We start from the raw sequence: 14,219 nt of genomic DNA, 5'->3' as shown, positions 1-14,219 counted from the left end.
CCGGCCGGAACCGGGTCGGGCCGCTCCTTCCACGCCATGTGGGGCGAGCTGCGCACCATCGGCCGGCACCCCGAATCCCACGGCTACCGCCGCTTCGCCTGGACCGGGCCCGACGCCGAGTGCCGGGCCTGGTTCAGGGAACAGGCCGAAGCCCGCGGACTGACCTACGAGGTGGACCGGAACGGCAACCAGTGGGCCTGGCTCGGGGACCCCACGGCCGGGGACGCCGTCGTCACCGGCTCGCACCTCGACTCCGTGCCCGACGGGGGCGCCTTCGACGGCCCCCTCGGAGTCGTGTCCTCCTTCGCCGCGCTCGACGAACTCCGGGCGCGGCGGGCCGAGTTCACCAAGCCCCTCGCCCTCGTCAACTTCGGTGACGAGGAGGGCGCCCGCTTCGGGCTCGCCTGCGTCGGGTCCCGGCTCACCGCGGGGCAGCTCACCGTCGAGCAGGCGCACCGGCTGACCGACGGGGACGGCGTCACGCTGCCACGGGCCATGGAGTCCGCCGGCTACGACCCCGACGGCATCGGAGCCGACCCCGAGCGGCTCGCCCGCATCGGCGCCTTCGTCGAACTCCACGTCGAGCAGGGCAGGGCGCTGGACCTCTCCGGCGACCGGGTCGGTATCGCCAGTGCCATCTGGCCGCACGGGCGTTGGCGGTTCGACTTCCGGGGCGAGGCCAACCACGCCGGGACCACTCGCCTGGTGGACCGGCGCGACCCCATGCTGTCGTACGCCGAGACCGTGCTCGCGGCCCGCCGCGAGGCCGAACTCGCCGGTGCCGTCGCCACCTTCGGCAAGATCGCCGTCGAGCCGAACGGAGTCAACGCCATCCCCTCCCTGGTGCGCGGCTGGCTCGACTCCCGCGCCGCCGACCAGGAGAGCCTCGACCAGGTGGTCGGCGGCATCGAGAAGGCGGCCCGCGAGTACGCCGACGCCCACGGCATCGCCCTCGACATCGTCCGGGAGTCCTTCACCCCCGTCGTCGAGTTCGACCACGCCCTGCGCGACGAGCTCGCCCGCATCCTGGGCACCGACACCGATCTCACCGTGCCCGTCCTGGGGACCGGCGCCGGACACGACGCCGGGATCCTCTCCGGGAGCATCCCGACCGCCATGCTGTTCGTGCGCAACCCCACCGGCGTCTCGCACTCCCCGGCGGAGTTCGCCGCCGAGGACGACTGCGTGGCCGGAGTCCTCGCGCTCGCCGACGTACTGGAAGGGCTGGCCTGCAGGTGACAGCGAAGACGTACTGGCTGGAGCACGCCTGGCTCGACACCCACGTCGAGCCGGGCGTGGCGCTGGACGTGGCGGACGGCCGCGTCACCACCGTCCGCACCGGCACCGAGGCCCCGCCCCCCGGCGCCGAGATCCTGCGCGGACTGACGCTCCCGGGCCTGGCCAACACCCACTCGCACGCCTTCCACCGGGCCCTGCGCTCCACCGTCCAGGTCGGCTCCGGGACCTTCTGGACCTGGCGCGAGGTCATGTACGCCACCGCCGACCGGCTCACCCCGGACACCTACCGCGACCTCGCCCGTGCCGTCTACGCGGAGATGGCACTGGCGGGGGTCACGGCGGTCGGCGAGTTCCACTACCTGCACCACGCCCCCGGCGGCACCCCCTACGCCGACCCCAACGCCATGGGCGAGGCGCTGATCGAGGCCGCCGCCGAAGCAGGCATCCGCATCACCCTCCTCGACACCGCCTATCTCTCCTCCGGCTTCGGACAGCCCCCCGACACCCATCAGCGGCGCTTCTCCGACGGCACCGCACAGGCCTGGGCCGAACGCTGTTCAGTTCTCAAGGACCGGGATCACGCGAGGATCGGTGCGGCGATCCACTCCGTACGGGCCGTGCCCGCCGGGCAGTTGGCGACCGTGGCGCGCTGGGCCGAGGAGCGGCGGGCCCCGCTCCACGTCCACCTGTCCGAGCAGACCGCCGAGAACGACGCCTGCCGCGCCGCCCACGGCTGCACGCCGACCCGGCTGCTCGCCGATCACGGTGTCCTCGGGCCGCGCACCACCGGCGTCCACAACACCCACCTCACCGACGAGGACATCGCCCTGATCGGTGGCAGCGGCACCGGCACCTGCATGTGCCCGACGACCGAGCGGGACCTCGCCGACGGCATCGGACCGGCCGTGGCCCTCCAGCAGGCGGGCTCACCGCTGTCCCTCGGCTCCGACAGCCACGCCGTCATCGACCTCCTCGAAGAGGCACGCGCGATGGAGCTCAACGAGCGCCTGCGCACCCGCAGACGAGGTCACTGGACGGCTGCGGCCCTCCTGCGGGCGGCCTCGGCCGACGGCCACGCGGCCCTCGGCTGGGACGGCGCGGGCACCCTGGAGCCCGGCGCGCTCGCCGACTTCACCACCATCGCCCTCGACTCGGTCAGGACGGCAGGGCCGCTTCCGCGGCTCGGGGCCGAGACGGCCGTATTCGCCGCGTCGGCAGCGGACGTGTCGCACACGGTCGTGGGAGGCCGGCACGTCGTCCGGGACGGGGTGCACGCGCTGGTGCCGGATGTGCCGAGAGCCCTCGCGGACGCCGTCGCGGCGCTGCACGGATGACTCCGGGCCGCCCGCCCCCGCGGCGGCCCGCCCCCGAACCCGCCCCCACCGCCGACCAGGCCACCGAGGACGCCATGAGCAACGCGACGAACGTCAGCCCCGCCCACTCCGCGAGCACCGCAAGCACGCTCATCACCAACATCGCCGCCCTGGTCACCAACGACCCCTCCCTAGGTGACGGATCCCCCCTCGGACTGGTCCAGGACGCGGCGATCGCCATCGAGGGCGACCGCGTCGTGTGGACCGGTGATCAAAGCAAAGCACCCGCCACTGACAATCGGGTCGACGCAGGTGGCCGGGCGGTCCTCCCCGGCTTCGTCGACTCCCACAGCCACCTCGTCTTCGCGGGCGACCGCACCCAGGAGTTCAACGCCCGCATGTCCGGTCGGGCTTACAGCGCGGGCGGCATCCGCACGACGGTCGCCGCGACCCGGGCCGCCACGGACGCCGAACTCGAACGCAACCTCACCCGCTACCTCGCTGAGGCCCTCCGCCAGGGCACGACCACCTTCGAGACCAAGTCCGGCTACGGCCTGACCGTCGAGGACGAGGCCCGCGCCCTGCGCATCGCCGCCGCCCACACCGACGAGGTCACCTACCTCGGCGCCCACATCGTGTCGCCAGACCACGCCGACGACCCGGCCGCCTATGTGGCGCTGGTCACCGGCGAGATGCTCGACGCCTGCGCCCCGTACGCCCGCTGGATCGACGTCTTCTGCGAGAAGGGCGCCTTCGACGGCGACCAGGCCCGCGCGATCCTCACGGCGGGCCGGGCGAAGGGCCTGCACCCCCGCATCCACGCCAACCAGCTCTCCTACGGCCCCGGTGTGCAGCTGGCGGTGGAACTCGACGCGGCCAGCGCCGACCACTGCACCCACCTCACCGCCGAGGACGTGGACGCCCTGGCGAACAGCCGTACGGTCGCCACGCTCCTGCCCGGCGCGGAGTTCTCCACGCGCGCCGAGTGGCCGGACGCCCGCCGCCTCCTGGACGCCGGCGTCACCGTCGCCCTGTCCACGGACTGCAACCCGGGCTCCTCCTTCACCTCCTCCGTCCCCTTCTGCGTCGCCCTCGCGGTGCGCGACATGGGGATGACCCCCGACGAGGCGGTCTGGTCGGCCACGGCGGGCGGAGCGGCCGCCCTGCGCCGCGAGGACATCGGCCGCCTCACCCCGGGCGCCCGGGCCGACCTGATCCTCCTGGACGCCCCGAGCCATGTGCACCTGGCGTACCGGCCGGGGGTGCCGCTGGTCAGCGGGGTGTGGCGGAAGGGCGTGCGTGTAGCAGGGTGATCCCCGCAGTTGCCCCATAGTCCCCCCGCAGTTGACTGACGTTGACTACGCTTGGGTCATTCGGGTCCGGGCCGGACATCTCGTGGCCTCGACGTCGGTTGAGTGGAGAGGGGCGGCCTGTGGCCGAACATCTGGCTGCAGAGTACGTGGACGAAATCGACCCGGGGCTCGGCGAACCACTGCGAGTCCTACAAATGAGCCCTACTCGGCTTCTGGCAAGCATGCCCTGGGGCAAGCTGCGGCAGATCGTGCCCGATCCACGGCTCTCGGAGAACGTGCGCGTGCTCCAGGCTCTCTCCCCTGAGGTGCAGCGACAGGCCGATGTGCGTACTCAGGTGCAGCGCGTCATCAAGTCCACGAAGAAGGCGGAGAACGCCAAGGACTATGCCCGTTACCTGGCGAACGTCATACGGGGTGAGCGTGGCGAGCACTGGGCGACTCCGCCTTTTGCGCTGTGGACCGACGATCAGTTGACCACCGTCAAGGCAAGGAGCCCCTTCGGCGTCGATCACCTGGTCTATCTGCCGTACTCGGTGACCGGGGTGCTGGTCGATGCGGAGACCCAGCACCTGGCGCACTTTTTGCTTCTGGACGACCCCGCCGCCTACGGCGTGACGGCACAGCAGGTCAACGGGCGGACGGTCGGAGTGGAGATCTACCACGGCATCGAACTGAGCGCAGCCAGGCAGATCTTCCACGATCGCAACCTGCTCGGTGTCGTCCCCAACAAGAACGTGGCCCTGGCCTCGGACTCACTGAACAAGGCGACCCAGATCGCGAACGCACTCCTGGCGACGATGTCCGTCGTGGACCCCGAGTCGGGCGAGGCGGTCTTGTTGGAGGAACTGATCGCCGTGCGGCAGCGACAACTGAAGGCCGCTGACCACGCATGGATGACCTTGTCCACGCTGCGTTCGTTCGTGGTGACTGCGATCTTCGGCAAAGCCGGCTTCGAGCGGACGAGCGGATCGATCCATGACCTGCCTCAGCACTGTGACCGGGAGCAGGCCGAGGAGTCCATCGCAGAGGTCCTCGGCCTGCTCTTCGACGAGTTCGCCTTTTGTTTCGCGGACCGGACCCGGCATGTCATCGCGGCCCCAGCGGTGTTCGCCGCGCTGGGCGCCGTCGCCCACCGGTCCATGCCCTGGGCCGCCGCTCCACATCGGAGTCTGAACGAGCTCATGGAGCTACTCAAGGGTGTCCAGTGGGCCAGGGACCCCAAGTACTGGGACGGCATCTGCGGCAAGCGCACCAGTAACGGAACCTTCTCTCTGGCGGGGGGCGTCAAGGATTCGGGTTCGCGCACGGCAACGGCCCTGGAGGATCCGGAGTCGGAGAGGTACCGATGGATCCGGTTCGGCCAAGACGCGTAGCAGGATGAGAGCAAGTGCGGGGCCCGCACTTTGCTCGTCGTCCGCGCAGTAGGTGTGCTTTTCCAGGGCGGGGGAGCCACTGGAGCGCTAAAGATGCCTTGAAGCGTTCCTGGTTCACGATCTGACGGCCGAACGGCCATGCAGAAGCGCGTACTTGGGTATCGTCTTCGACTATCTAGCCACGGAGGTGCGTATTGGCTCCTTGGCTCCTCTTTCGGACGCACAGGAGCATTAGGTGGGCCTACAGGTCGCCTCATCGGCCATCAGCGGGGGCGATCTCGCCGCTGGGGCACCGCCAGGAGGGTGGCTACCCTGGGCGGCAACCCTCCTGCTCCCTCTGGCGTTGTCCCTGCTTATCCACCGGATCGGGCGGGGCGATCGCTACCAGGATCGGGCGGCTGAGGCAGTGCGTGACTTCAAGGCACTGGTCGACGAAATCAATCTGGAGGGGCATCGGGTACTTGGGCAAGTGGTGTCGGAGGTTGACCTCAAGCCCTTGCGTGATCTGCAGGTGAAGGCTGAGTTGGCTCCTGACCGGCTGCCCCAGCCACTGCAGTTGTGCGCGCGAGAACTGGAGTCGAGGCTTGCCAAGTACCTTGCGGTGGCCGGGCCGGCGCCGACCGAATATTCCGTCGAAGAGCGTGAGGCCCGGATGGAGCGGCGCATGCATGCGGGCAACCACCTAAAGCGCGCCATCGAAGTGGCGTTCAAGGACCTCGACGCGTACAGGACTCGCCGTAAGGGCTGACCCACTCAGGTATTCAGATGTATTCTCCGTCTATGGCTGACACCACGATCAAGATCAGCGAATCAATAAGGGACCGCCTTCGCATGCTGGCAGAAGAGCGGGGCTTGAGTACGCGGGCATACGTCGAGCGGGTTGTCGCCGCCACGCCCACTGAGGTCGAGCGTGCCGAGCGGACGGCTCGGGCGGTGGCCTATGTGCGCGCCCACCTGCGCGAGGACTTCACCGAGGACGACGTGCGGGAGGCACAGGATTGGCGGGCGGCGATCGCCTCCGGCCAAGTGGGGAGTCGTAGGTGATCATTCTGGATCACACCGCGGTCCTTGCCCTCTGTCGTGGGCACCGGCTGCTGTCAGGGCTGGCAGTCGTGGAGGTCGACGATCCGGCCCAGCGAGCGCATGTTCCTGCCCTGTGCCTCGTCGCAGCCAGCCTGGAGCGGCCCGGTGTGGCAGCCCATGTCGGAGCCCTGCCGGGTTTGGAGTTCCTGACGCTCGACTTTGCGGGGGCCGCTGCCGTCGAACAGGTCGTGTCCGCCGGTCTGGACTGGCCGTTCGGCCACGCGGTTTACGCCGCCGCCTCCGGCACTGTCGAAGGGCAGATCCTGACCGCGACGCCGGACGCCTATGACGGTACGGGAGTGTGGGTCGTGGACATCGGCAAGCCGTAACGGCAGGACGACGGGCCCCCGTTACCTCGCCCCCGCCCGCCACCGCTGCTCCGCACCCCCGGTCAGCGGCTCCAGTGAGACCCCGCCCCCGCCTCCCGGCGTCAGGCCCGTCGCGATGGCGATCGCCGGGCGGATCACCCCGTCGGGGTCGACCGTGAAGCGCAGGTTGTCGCCGTTGTCGCCCTCGACCGAGTCGCAGGACCAGATGCCGAGGCCCTTGTCGACGTCACCGCGGCTGTCGAGACAGAAGTCGGGGTCGGCCGCGGACTGGAGGACTCCGCGCGCGGTGTCGACACGCCAGCGCTGGGAGCCGGCCGAGGAGCAGGGGGCCGTGACGACGTCCGCGCCGTTGTCGAAGTCGCCGGAGACGTCCAGGCAGCGCGCCGTGGAGACGTTGACCACCTGGGCGTAGGCGCCGCCCGGCGCGCGGAACGGGGGCGGGCTCGCCTTCCGCGGCGGTGCCGTGCTCCTCGACGGCGAGGGCGACGGCGGCCTGCTGGTGGCGGACCGGGACGGCGAGGGGGAGGGCGTGAGCGTCGCCGTCACCGTCACCTGGGGCGGACCCGGCAGCGCGCCGCCGCCCGGAGCGGACGCCGGAGGTGACGCCGCCCCGGAGGACGATTCGCCGCCCTGCGCCACCAGGAACACCAGCAGCGGCGCCAGTGCCACCCCCAGCGCCGCCGACGCCAGCACGAGCCGACGCGGCCGCGGCCAGGTGCCCGACGGCGCCCGCGACATCGCACGCCGCCCCGCCCCCGGCACACCCGCGCCCCGGCCCACCCCCGGTCCGTCCGCGCCCTTCTCCGGCCCCGGCTCGCCCGTGCCCTGCCGCGACCCCGCGTACGCCGTCCCGCCCCACGGCAGCAGCCCCTCCGCCAGGGCCGCCCGCGGGGTGTCCCGCAGCGCGCACAGCTCCGCGTGGGCCGCCGCGCAGTGCGGGCAGTGGCTCATGTGGGTGTGCAGGTCGGTGCTGGCGCGGGGGCTGTCCGGTCGTACGGACTCCTCGATGAGGCGGCGGAAGTCCGCGCACTGGGGATCGTCCGAGGCGGCGAGGCGCAGTCGCAGACATTCCCGGGCCAGGGCCTGCAGGGCCCCCTCCGTGCCGTAGACCACGTCCTCGCGGGTGACGCCCAGGTGGCCGGCGGTGCGGGACTCGGGCTCGGCCTCCACCAGGCCGTACCAGACGAGGCCCTGGGTGCGGGCCGGCAGGGACTCGAAGGCGGTGAGCATGGGCGGCACCGGGCCGCCGGGCCCCGCGGTGTTCAGGAGCAGGAGGACGTTCGGGTCCAGGCCCGCCGCCCGCGCGTCCCCGGCCCAGGCCGCCGCCGACCGGGCCGTCAGCAGCAGGAGCCGGTGGCGCCAGGGGACGCCGGGGTCGACCCCGCGGGCCGTCTCCCGGGCCGCGAGGGTGAAGGTCTGCGCGGCCAGCTGCCGGGCGCCGCTCTCCCCGGCGGTGCACAGCCGGGCGTAGGCGAGGACCGAGGGCTGGTGGCGGGCGCGGAGCTCGAGGAGGGCCGCGTACGCGGTGCCCGTGTCGGCGCGCAGCAGCTGGGTGAGCCGGGCGTCGGACGCGTCGTGGTGATTTCCGGCGCGCACACCGTCCCCGGCCCCGTCGGCACGCGCCATTGCGCACCCTCCTCCTGACGTACCGGCCAGTCTGTGAGGGACCATAGTGGGGGAAGCGAACCGTTGGGGAAAGGGTTTCTCCGAGTAACACGAGGGGCCCGCCCGCGCGTGTGCCCGGTGTCCCACCGGACACCGGGCACACGCGCAGGTCAGTGGTGCCGAGGTGTCACTCCTCGACGGTCAGGCCCTTGCGCAGTCGTACCAGAGTCCGCGACAGCAGCCGCGAGACATGCATCTGGGAGATGCCGAGCTCGTCGCCGATCTCCGACTGGGTCATGCCCGCGACGAAGCGCAGCGAGAGGATCTGGCGGTCCCGGGAGGGGAGCTCGGCGATCAGCGGCTTCAGGGACTCGACGTACTCGATGCCCTCGAGCCCGTGGTCCTCGTAGCCGATGCGGTCGGCCAGCGCGCCCTCGGAGTCGTCCTCCTCGGGCTGGGCGTCCAGCGAGGAGGCGGTGTACGCGTTGGACGCCGCCATTCCCTCGACGACCTCCTCCTTCGACAGCCCGAGGCGCTCGGCGAGCTCGGCCACGGTGGGGGCGCGGTCGAGCTTCTGGGCCAGTTCGTCGCCGGCCTTGGCCAGGTCGAGCCGGAGCTCCTGAAGACGGCGCGGCACCCGCACCGACCAGGACGTGTCGCGGAAGAAGCGCTTGATCTCGCCCACGATGGTTGGCATCGCGAAGGTGGGGAACTCCACACCACGGCTGAGTTCGAAGCGGTCGATCGCCTTGATCAGGCCGATGGTGCCGACCTGGATGATGTCCTCCATCGGCTCACTGCGGGAGCGGAACCGGGAGGCGGCGAACTTGACCAGGGCGAGGTTCAGTTCGACGAGCGTGTTGCGGACGTACGAGTACTCGTGCGTGCCCTCCTCCAGCGACTCCAGGCGCGCGAAGAGGGTCTTGGAGAGCGCTCGTGCGTCCACCGCCCCCACCTCTTCGAACGGTGGGATCTCCGGAAGCCCGGCGAGCACATCGCCTTCGCTGTCCTGCTCGATGGGATCCAGATGTTCCGGGGGGGATGTCGACGTCGCCTGATGGGTATGCGAGGCGTCGAGCCGGGGTGACATGATGTCCTCCATCGTTCTCGGCATATGGCTGCCGAAGCCAGTTCGTGCACTGCGGTGTGCGGCGCCTCCAAAGCCGGCCGTGTCGAGTACGTGTCTCTACTAGCCCTACCCGGTTCCCCGACACGACCGCAAGTGTGTTCTGTGTGGTTATGTCCGTTTGTGGGTGATTGTTCGGGTGTCGGAGGGTGTGGAGAAGGCGTAGTGTTCGAGGGCGTCATCAGCAGCCACGACGTCGGGAGAGAGAGACGGCATGGACCGCGGGACGGTCGGCAGCGCACAGTCTGGCCGGCTTCTGGTTGAGGTGCGGCAAGAGGGCTCCAGTGCCGTCGTGACTCCAGCAGGTGAGTTGGATCACCACACGGCCGATTTGTTGCGTGAGCCACTCGAGGAATGCCTCGCCAAAGGGAAGAGCCGGCTTGTCGTCGACTGCACACGGCTGGAGTTCTGTGACTCCACCGGACTGAATGTGCTGCTGGGGGCGCGGCTGAAGGCCGAGGCGGCGGGGGGTGGCGTGCATCTGGCGGGCATGCTGCCGGTCGTGGCGCGGGTCTTCGAGATCACGGGGGCCGACGCGGTCTTCACCGTGCACGACACGCTGGAGGAGGCCCTGGCCGGCGAGACCGGCGGCTGAGGCGGTGACCCGGGCGGCGGCCGCGGCGGTCCCGTTGGTGGCCCCGTTCGTCTTGTGCGGCCGGTGTCCAGCGGGTGTCACACCTCTCGTGGCGGACAAACGTCCCGAATGCGGGGGTGTTCCACCGGTCCGCCCGGGCAGGAGACATCCGTACTGACTGTTCGGTGAGCGACCATGCAGTGACGTTTTGAATCGTGAACCGGTGAATCGGTGAGGTGAAGCGCTGATGAGCACCACCCGGCCCTACTCGCCGGGCGACCGTGACCCGGAGCCCAGCGTGGAGCCTGGCGGCGAAGCCGAGGTGCCGACGGGACGGCAGGTCCGTCGGCTGAGCTTCGAGGGGGAGAGCGGGGTCGTCCCGCTCGCACGCGACTTCACCCGGCAGGCACTGCACGCGTGGGGATGGCTGCCGGCGGCGTCCGCCGACCGGCGGGCCGCGGCGGAGGACGTGCTGCTGGTCGTCTCCGAGCTGGTGACGAACGCCTGCCTGCACGCGGAGGGCCCGGACCAGCTGCAGATCTCCTGCGACAACAAGGTGATCCGGCTCGAGGTCTCGGACCGGGGGACCGGACAGCCCGCGCCGCGCACTCCGCACCGGGCGGGACGGCCCGGCGGGCACGGCATGTTCATCGTGCAGCGGCTCTGCCTGGACTGGGGAGTCGTACGGGCTCCCGGGCTGATCGGCAAGACCGTGTGGGCGGAGCTCGGAGCACCCGCCTAGCATCCCCGCGGTGTTCACCCGGAGCCGTCCCCACAGTTCCGACACTTACTTTCTCTTCCTTCCTCCGGTGCCCCGGCGTACCTTGACGGCCGATCTGATGTGCCGTCAGGAACGAGTAAGGGGAGCGGAACCGTGTCGTACCCGAAACGAACCGCCGCGCTCGCGTCCGTCGCGGCTCTGGCCGGCTCGGCGGTGCTGATGGCCGCCCCCGCTGCCCGTGCCGAGGTCGTGAACGTCAACTACCAGTGCAAGACGCCGATCGGGGACAAGAGCGCCGTCTCGCCCATCGACATCGAGGGCGTCAAGAGCGGCGCCGGCTACAAGATCACCATGTCGTGGCAGAAGGGCGTGTCGTCCAGCCCGGTCGATCTCGGCAAGGGCGCGATGAACCCGAGCGCCACCATCAAGCTGGGCGGCGCGGACAGCGGGACGATGAACGTGACGGGCCCCGCCAACCAGGCCGTCGTCCCCGCCAACACCCCCATCAAGATCAACGACCTGACCGGGACCTACACCCCGAAGAAGTCCGGCAAGGTCACCTTCACGCCGGGCGTCCTCACCATCAAGGCGCTCGGTACGACGACCACCTGCACGCCGACCAACAGCCCCGGCGCCGCACTGACCCTCGACGTCACCGCCGCCTCGGGCTCCTCCGGCGGCACCCGGAGCGACAGCGGCAGCGACGAGGGCGCCGCCCTCCCGCAGACCGGCCCTGCGGACTCGGCGATCGCCCTCGGCACGCTCGGCGGCACGGTGCTGCTCGCGGGTGCGGCGGGCGCGCTGTGGCTGACCCGGCGCAACCAGACGGCCCGCGCGCGCCGCTGAGCGGCCCGGTCCGCTCTCGTACGACAGCTGGAGCCGCCCATGCCGTCCCCCACCCGTGTCCCACCCGCGCCGGACCCGCCGGACCGTGCCGTCGACGGGTCGCCCGGTGCGCCCGACGGCGTGCCGGCCGGGGGCGGTTCGTCCGGCGTACGGCGTCGAGGGCCTCGTACGGCCGGACGCGCGCCCGAATCCCCGTGTACGGAGGCCGAGTTGACGGGAGCGACGACGTGAGCCCGAGCGGCAAGGCGCGGTGGGCGGTGCTGGTGGCGGTGCTCGCGCTGCTGTTCGCACCCCTGGCGGGGACGGCGACCGCGGCCGACAGGCCGACGGTGGAGCTGTCCAAGGCCCAGGCGGGGACCGGCGGTTCGATCACCGTGAGCGGCAGCGGATGGCGGGCGCGGGCGCTGCTGATGATCCTGGTCTGCGGCCAGGCGGTGCCCTCGCGCGGGGTGCCCGGCGGCACCAACTCCTGCGCCAACGCGGACGGTCGGGCCGTCACCACGGACGCGAAGGGGCACTTCAGCAGGAAGCTGCCCGTCGCCGAGCCGCCGGTGCCCTGCCCCTGTGTGGTGCACGTGGCCACCGTGACCGGGGCGAAGGCCGAGGCCGACGCGATCTTCCAGGTGGCCGGGCACGCCGTGGAACCGCTGCCCGCGGACACGGGCGGCGGGCGGCTGTCCGTCCTCACCGACACCCGGCTCGACGGCTCCGGCTCCCTGCTGACCTGGTTCGGGGCGCCCCCCGCCCGCACCCTCGTCTTCACCGTCGGCAACGTCGGCACCTCCGACATCAGGAACCCGGTCTTCCAAGTCGGCACCGCGCACGGCGTGTTCGCCCCGCAGTGGGAGGAACAGCAGTGGCGCGGCACGATCCGGCCGGGCGGGAAGGCGCGCATCGAACTGCCCGTCGAGCTGACCGGCGGCGCGCACGGCGAGTACACCGTGTCGCTGAAGTACGGCGGCAAGGTGCTGGCCGAGCAGCCCTGGGGCGTGGGCCGGCCCTGGGGCGTGACCCTGTTCTGGATCCTGGTCTGCCTGGTGGTGCCCGCGGCGCTGTTCCGCATCGGCATGGCGGTGGTGGACCGGGTACGGCCACGGCCGGCCGGAGGCATCCGGCACCGCGGACTGCGGCTGCCCGAACTCGCCCTGCGCCTGCCGGGGTTCAAGCCCTCCACGGCCGCGCACGCGGCCACCCCGACGTCCACCCTGCCGTGGTTCACCCCGGACGCAGATCCGGGCGCGGTCGGTGGCCGGCTCTCCGCACCGCACGACGACAGCCCGACGAGTCCCACGACTCCCACCAGAGAGGGTTCCACGTGAGCATGCGAAGGAGAGTCCCACCAGCCGGCGGGCCGAGACGAGCGAGCGCGGCGGGTGCGGCGCTGGTACTGGTCGGCACGGGCCTGGTGCTGGGCCTCGCCGCCGGACCCGCCCAGGCCGCCGAGGTGTCGTTCGCGACCCGGTGCGTACCGCCCGCGGGCGTCGGGCTCGACCCCGTCGACGGCACCACCAAGGTCGAGATCACCGCGCCTGCGGACGCGAAGGTCGGGGACGAGATCGACGTGGTGTGGAAGTTCACCCAGGCCGCCTCGAAAAACCCCGACATCATCGATCTGCCCGCCAATTCGGTCCAGCCGACCGGCACGCTGAAGGTGAGCGGCGCCCAGACCGCCGACCTCGCGATGTCCGGTCCGCGCGAGAACCCGGCCATCCCCAAGGGCGGCGCCATGGTGCTGTCCGACATGAAGGGCACGCTGAAGCTGACGGCGGCCGGGCAGGTGACGCTGACGCCGGGCGCGTACACGGTGAACGCGATGGGCACGAACACGGTGTGCACGCCGACGCAGACGGTGCCGGCGGCGGGGACGGTCGAAGTGGCGCAGGGAGACGGTTCGTCGACCCCGACACCCACACCGACCTCGGATCCCACGGACAGCGCCACCCCGACGCCGACCGACACGGCTAGTCCGACGCCGAGCCCGACCAAGTCCTCGGACGACGGCCAGACCGACTTCACGGGCAAGGCGGTCGACATCCCCTACACCTGCCAGTCGCCCCTCGGCGAGAAGAAGGCCACCTCCACGATCCAGATCAACGCCAAGAAGGACGGCGGCAGTTACGGCCTCACCGTGCAGTTCAAGAACTCCCCGATGGACAGCCCCGCCGACATCCCCGCCGACTCGGTCAAGCCCTCCATGGAGGTGACCCTGGGCGGCGACGACAAGGGCTCGGTCCATGTCGAGGGACCCACCAACTCCGCGGCCATCAAGTCGGGCGATCCGATAGAGATCCCGGACATGACGGGCACGTACAAGCCGGGTGCGACGGGTGAGTCGACGCTGTCGCCGGGTGTCCTGACGATCGAGGCCCTGGGCACGACCACGACCTGCAAGCCGGACAGCACGACCGTCTCCCTGACCCTGACCACGGAGGAGCAGGAGGGCGGGGCGTCGGGCGGTTCGTCGGGCTCCGGCGGATCGTCGTCCGGTACGTCGACCAGCGGCGGCCTGGCCGCGACCGGCGCGGACGACCACGCGGCGCTGAAGGCGCTGGGTCTGGTGGCAGGGACGGCACTGCTGCTGGGCGGCGCGATCTTCACGTTCATGCCCAGGCGCAGGAGGCTCTGAGGCGCGCGGGACCGCGCACCCCACAGAAACCGACGGGGCGTCGAGATCCACCAGGATCCCGACGCCCCGCG

At 71.2% G+C, this 14,219-nt stretch carries 14 protein-coding genes; 12 read left to right on the top strand and 2 right to left on the bottom strand.

Features of this window, described 5'->3' with window-relative positions:
- Positions 1-36 precede the first annotated feature (36 nt).
- The 7 genes from IOD14_RS39875 to IOD14_RS39845 all read left to right on the top strand — a co-directional run bounded on the left by IOD14_RS39875 (position 37) and on the right by IOD14_RS39845 (position 6,650).
- A complete protein-coding gene (locus IOD14_RS39875; RefSeq protein WP_123992684.1) occupies positions 37-1,239 on the top strand; it encodes an allantoate amidohydrolase in 1,203 nt (400 codons plus the stop codon).
- Complete coding sequence (locus IOD14_RS39870) at positions 1,236-2,573, top strand: formimidoylglutamate deiminase (protein WP_212672841.1); 1,338 nt, start codon at positions 1,236-1,238, stop codon at positions 2,571-2,573. The genes IOD14_RS39875 and IOD14_RS39870 overlap by 4 nt, the downstream gene beginning before the upstream one ends.
- The gene (hutI, locus tag IOD14_RS39865; protein ID WP_212672840.1) at positions 2,570-3,865 is read left to right on the top strand and encodes an imidazolonepropionase; all 1,296 of its coding nucleotides are present in this window, start codon (positions 2,570-2,572) and stop codon (positions 3,863-3,865) included. The genes IOD14_RS39870 and hutI overlap by 4 nt, the downstream gene beginning before the upstream one ends.
- Before the next feature lie 119 nt (positions 3,866-3,984).
- A complete protein-coding gene (locus IOD14_RS39860; protein ID WP_212672839.1) occupies positions 3,985-5,238 on the top strand; it encodes a DNA sulfur modification protein DndB in 1,254 nt (417 codons plus the stop codon).
- Positions 5,239-5,581: 343 nt separating this feature from the next.
- The gene (locus tag IOD14_RS39855) at positions 5,582-5,986 is read left to right on the top strand and encodes a hypothetical protein (RefSeq protein WP_212672838.1); all 405 of its coding nucleotides are present in this window, start codon (positions 5,582-5,584) and stop codon (positions 5,984-5,986) included.
- 32 nt (positions 5,987-6,018) lie between these two features.
- Entirely contained in the window at positions 6,019-6,282 is a 264-nt protein-coding gene (locus IOD14_RS39850) for a hypothetical protein (RefSeq protein ID WP_212672837.1), read from the top strand.
- The gene (locus IOD14_RS39845; RefSeq protein WP_212672836.1) at positions 6,279-6,650 is read left to right on the top strand and encodes a hypothetical protein; all 372 of its coding nucleotides are present in this window, start codon (positions 6,279-6,281) and stop codon (positions 6,648-6,650) included. The genes IOD14_RS39850 and IOD14_RS39845 overlap by 4 nt, the downstream gene beginning before the upstream one ends.
- A 21-nt stretch (positions 6,651-6,671) precedes the next feature.
- Here IOD14_RS39845 and IOD14_RS39840 read toward each other — a convergent pair whose 3' ends face one another.
- Both IOD14_RS39840 and IOD14_RS39835 read right to left on the bottom strand, forming a co-directional pair.
- Complete coding sequence (locus tag IOD14_RS39840; RefSeq protein WP_212672835.1) at positions 6,672-8,276, bottom strand: RICIN domain-containing protein; 1,605 nt, start codon at positions 8,274-8,276, stop codon at positions 6,672-6,674.
- Between the two features lie 166 nt (positions 8,277-8,442).
- Positions 8,443-9,345, bottom strand: a complete 903-nt coding sequence (locus IOD14_RS39835) for an RNA polymerase sigma factor SigF (RefSeq protein ID WP_123989742.1) — start codon at positions 9,343-9,345, stop codon at positions 8,443-8,445.
- A 250-nt stretch (positions 9,346-9,595) separates the two neighbouring features.
- Between IOD14_RS39835 and IOD14_RS39830 the strand changes: the two genes are divergently transcribed.
- From IOD14_RS39830 to IOD14_RS39810, 5 genes are all read left to right on the top strand, one after another.
- Positions 9,596-9,976, top strand: a complete 381-nt coding sequence (locus IOD14_RS39830; protein WP_123989741.1) for an STAS domain-containing protein — start codon at positions 9,596-9,598, stop codon at positions 9,974-9,976.
- 226 nt (positions 9,977-10,202) lie between these two features.
- Positions 10,203-10,697: an ATP-binding protein gene (locus IOD14_RS39825; protein ID WP_123989740.1), complete on the top strand. Its 495-nt coding sequence runs from the start codon at positions 10,203-10,205 to the stop codon at positions 10,695-10,697.
- 132 nt (positions 10,698-10,829) lie between these two features.
- Positions 10,830-11,522 carry an LPXTG cell wall anchor domain-containing protein gene (locus IOD14_RS39820; RefSeq protein ID WP_123989739.1) on the top strand — a complete coding sequence of 231 codons (693 nt, stop codon included), beginning with the start codon at positions 10,830-10,832 and terminating at the stop codon, positions 11,520-11,522.
- A gap of 227 nt (positions 11,523-11,749) precedes the next feature.
- On the top strand, positions 11,750-12,841 hold the full coding sequence (locus tag IOD14_RS39815; protein WP_212672834.1) for a hypothetical protein: 1,092 nt from the start codon (positions 11,750-11,752) through the stop codon (positions 12,839-12,841).
- Positions 12,842-12,843: 2 nt separating this feature from the next.
- Positions 12,844-14,148 carry a hypothetical protein gene (locus tag IOD14_RS39810; protein ID WP_212672833.1) on the top strand — a complete coding sequence of 435 codons (1,305 nt, stop codon included), beginning with the start codon at positions 12,844-12,846 and terminating at the stop codon, positions 14,146-14,148.
- The last annotated feature ends 71 nt before the right edge of the window (positions 14,149-14,219 follow it).

The sequence above is a fragment of the Streptomyces sp. A2-16 genome (genome assembly GCF_018128905.1).
In the GTDB taxonomy this organism is placed as follows: Bacteria; Actinomycetota; Actinomycetes; order Streptomycetales; family Streptomycetaceae; genus Streptomyces.
This window is presented reverse-complemented; position numbering and strand designations above follow the sequence as displayed.

Excerpts from the sequence above, each read along its gene's own strand:
- IOD14_RS39840 (WP_212672835.1), bottom strand. The coding sequence starts at position 8,276 with ATGGCGCGTGCCGACGGGGCCGGGGACGGTGTGCGCGCCGGAAATCAC.
- IOD14_RS39830 (WP_123989741.1), top strand. The coding sequence starts at position 9,596 with ATGGACCGCGGGACGGTCGGCAGCGCACAGTCTGGCCGGCTTCTGGTT.
- IOD14_RS39835 (WP_123989742.1), bottom strand. The coding sequence starts at position 9,345 with ATGTCACCCCGGCTCGACGCCTCGCATACCCATCAGGCGACGTCGACA.
- hutI (WP_212672840.1), top strand. The coding sequence starts at position 2,570 with ATGACTCCGGGCCGCCCGCCCCCGCGGCGGCCCGCCCCCGAACCCGCC.
- IOD14_RS39850 (WP_212672837.1), top strand. The coding sequence starts at position 6,019 with ATGGCTGACACCACGATCAAGATCAGCGAATCAATAAGGGACCGCCTT.
- IOD14_RS39810 (WP_212672833.1), top strand. The coding sequence starts at position 12,844 with ATGCGAAGGAGAGTCCCACCAGCCGGCGGGCCGAGACGAGCGAGCGCG.
- IOD14_RS39825 (WP_123989740.1), top strand. The coding sequence starts at position 10,203 with ATGAGCACCACCCGGCCCTACTCGCCGGGCGACCGTGACCCGGAGCCC.
- IOD14_RS39875 (WP_123992684.1), top strand. The coding sequence starts at position 37 with ATGTGGGGCGAGCTGCGCACCATCGGCCGGCACCCCGAATCCCACGGC.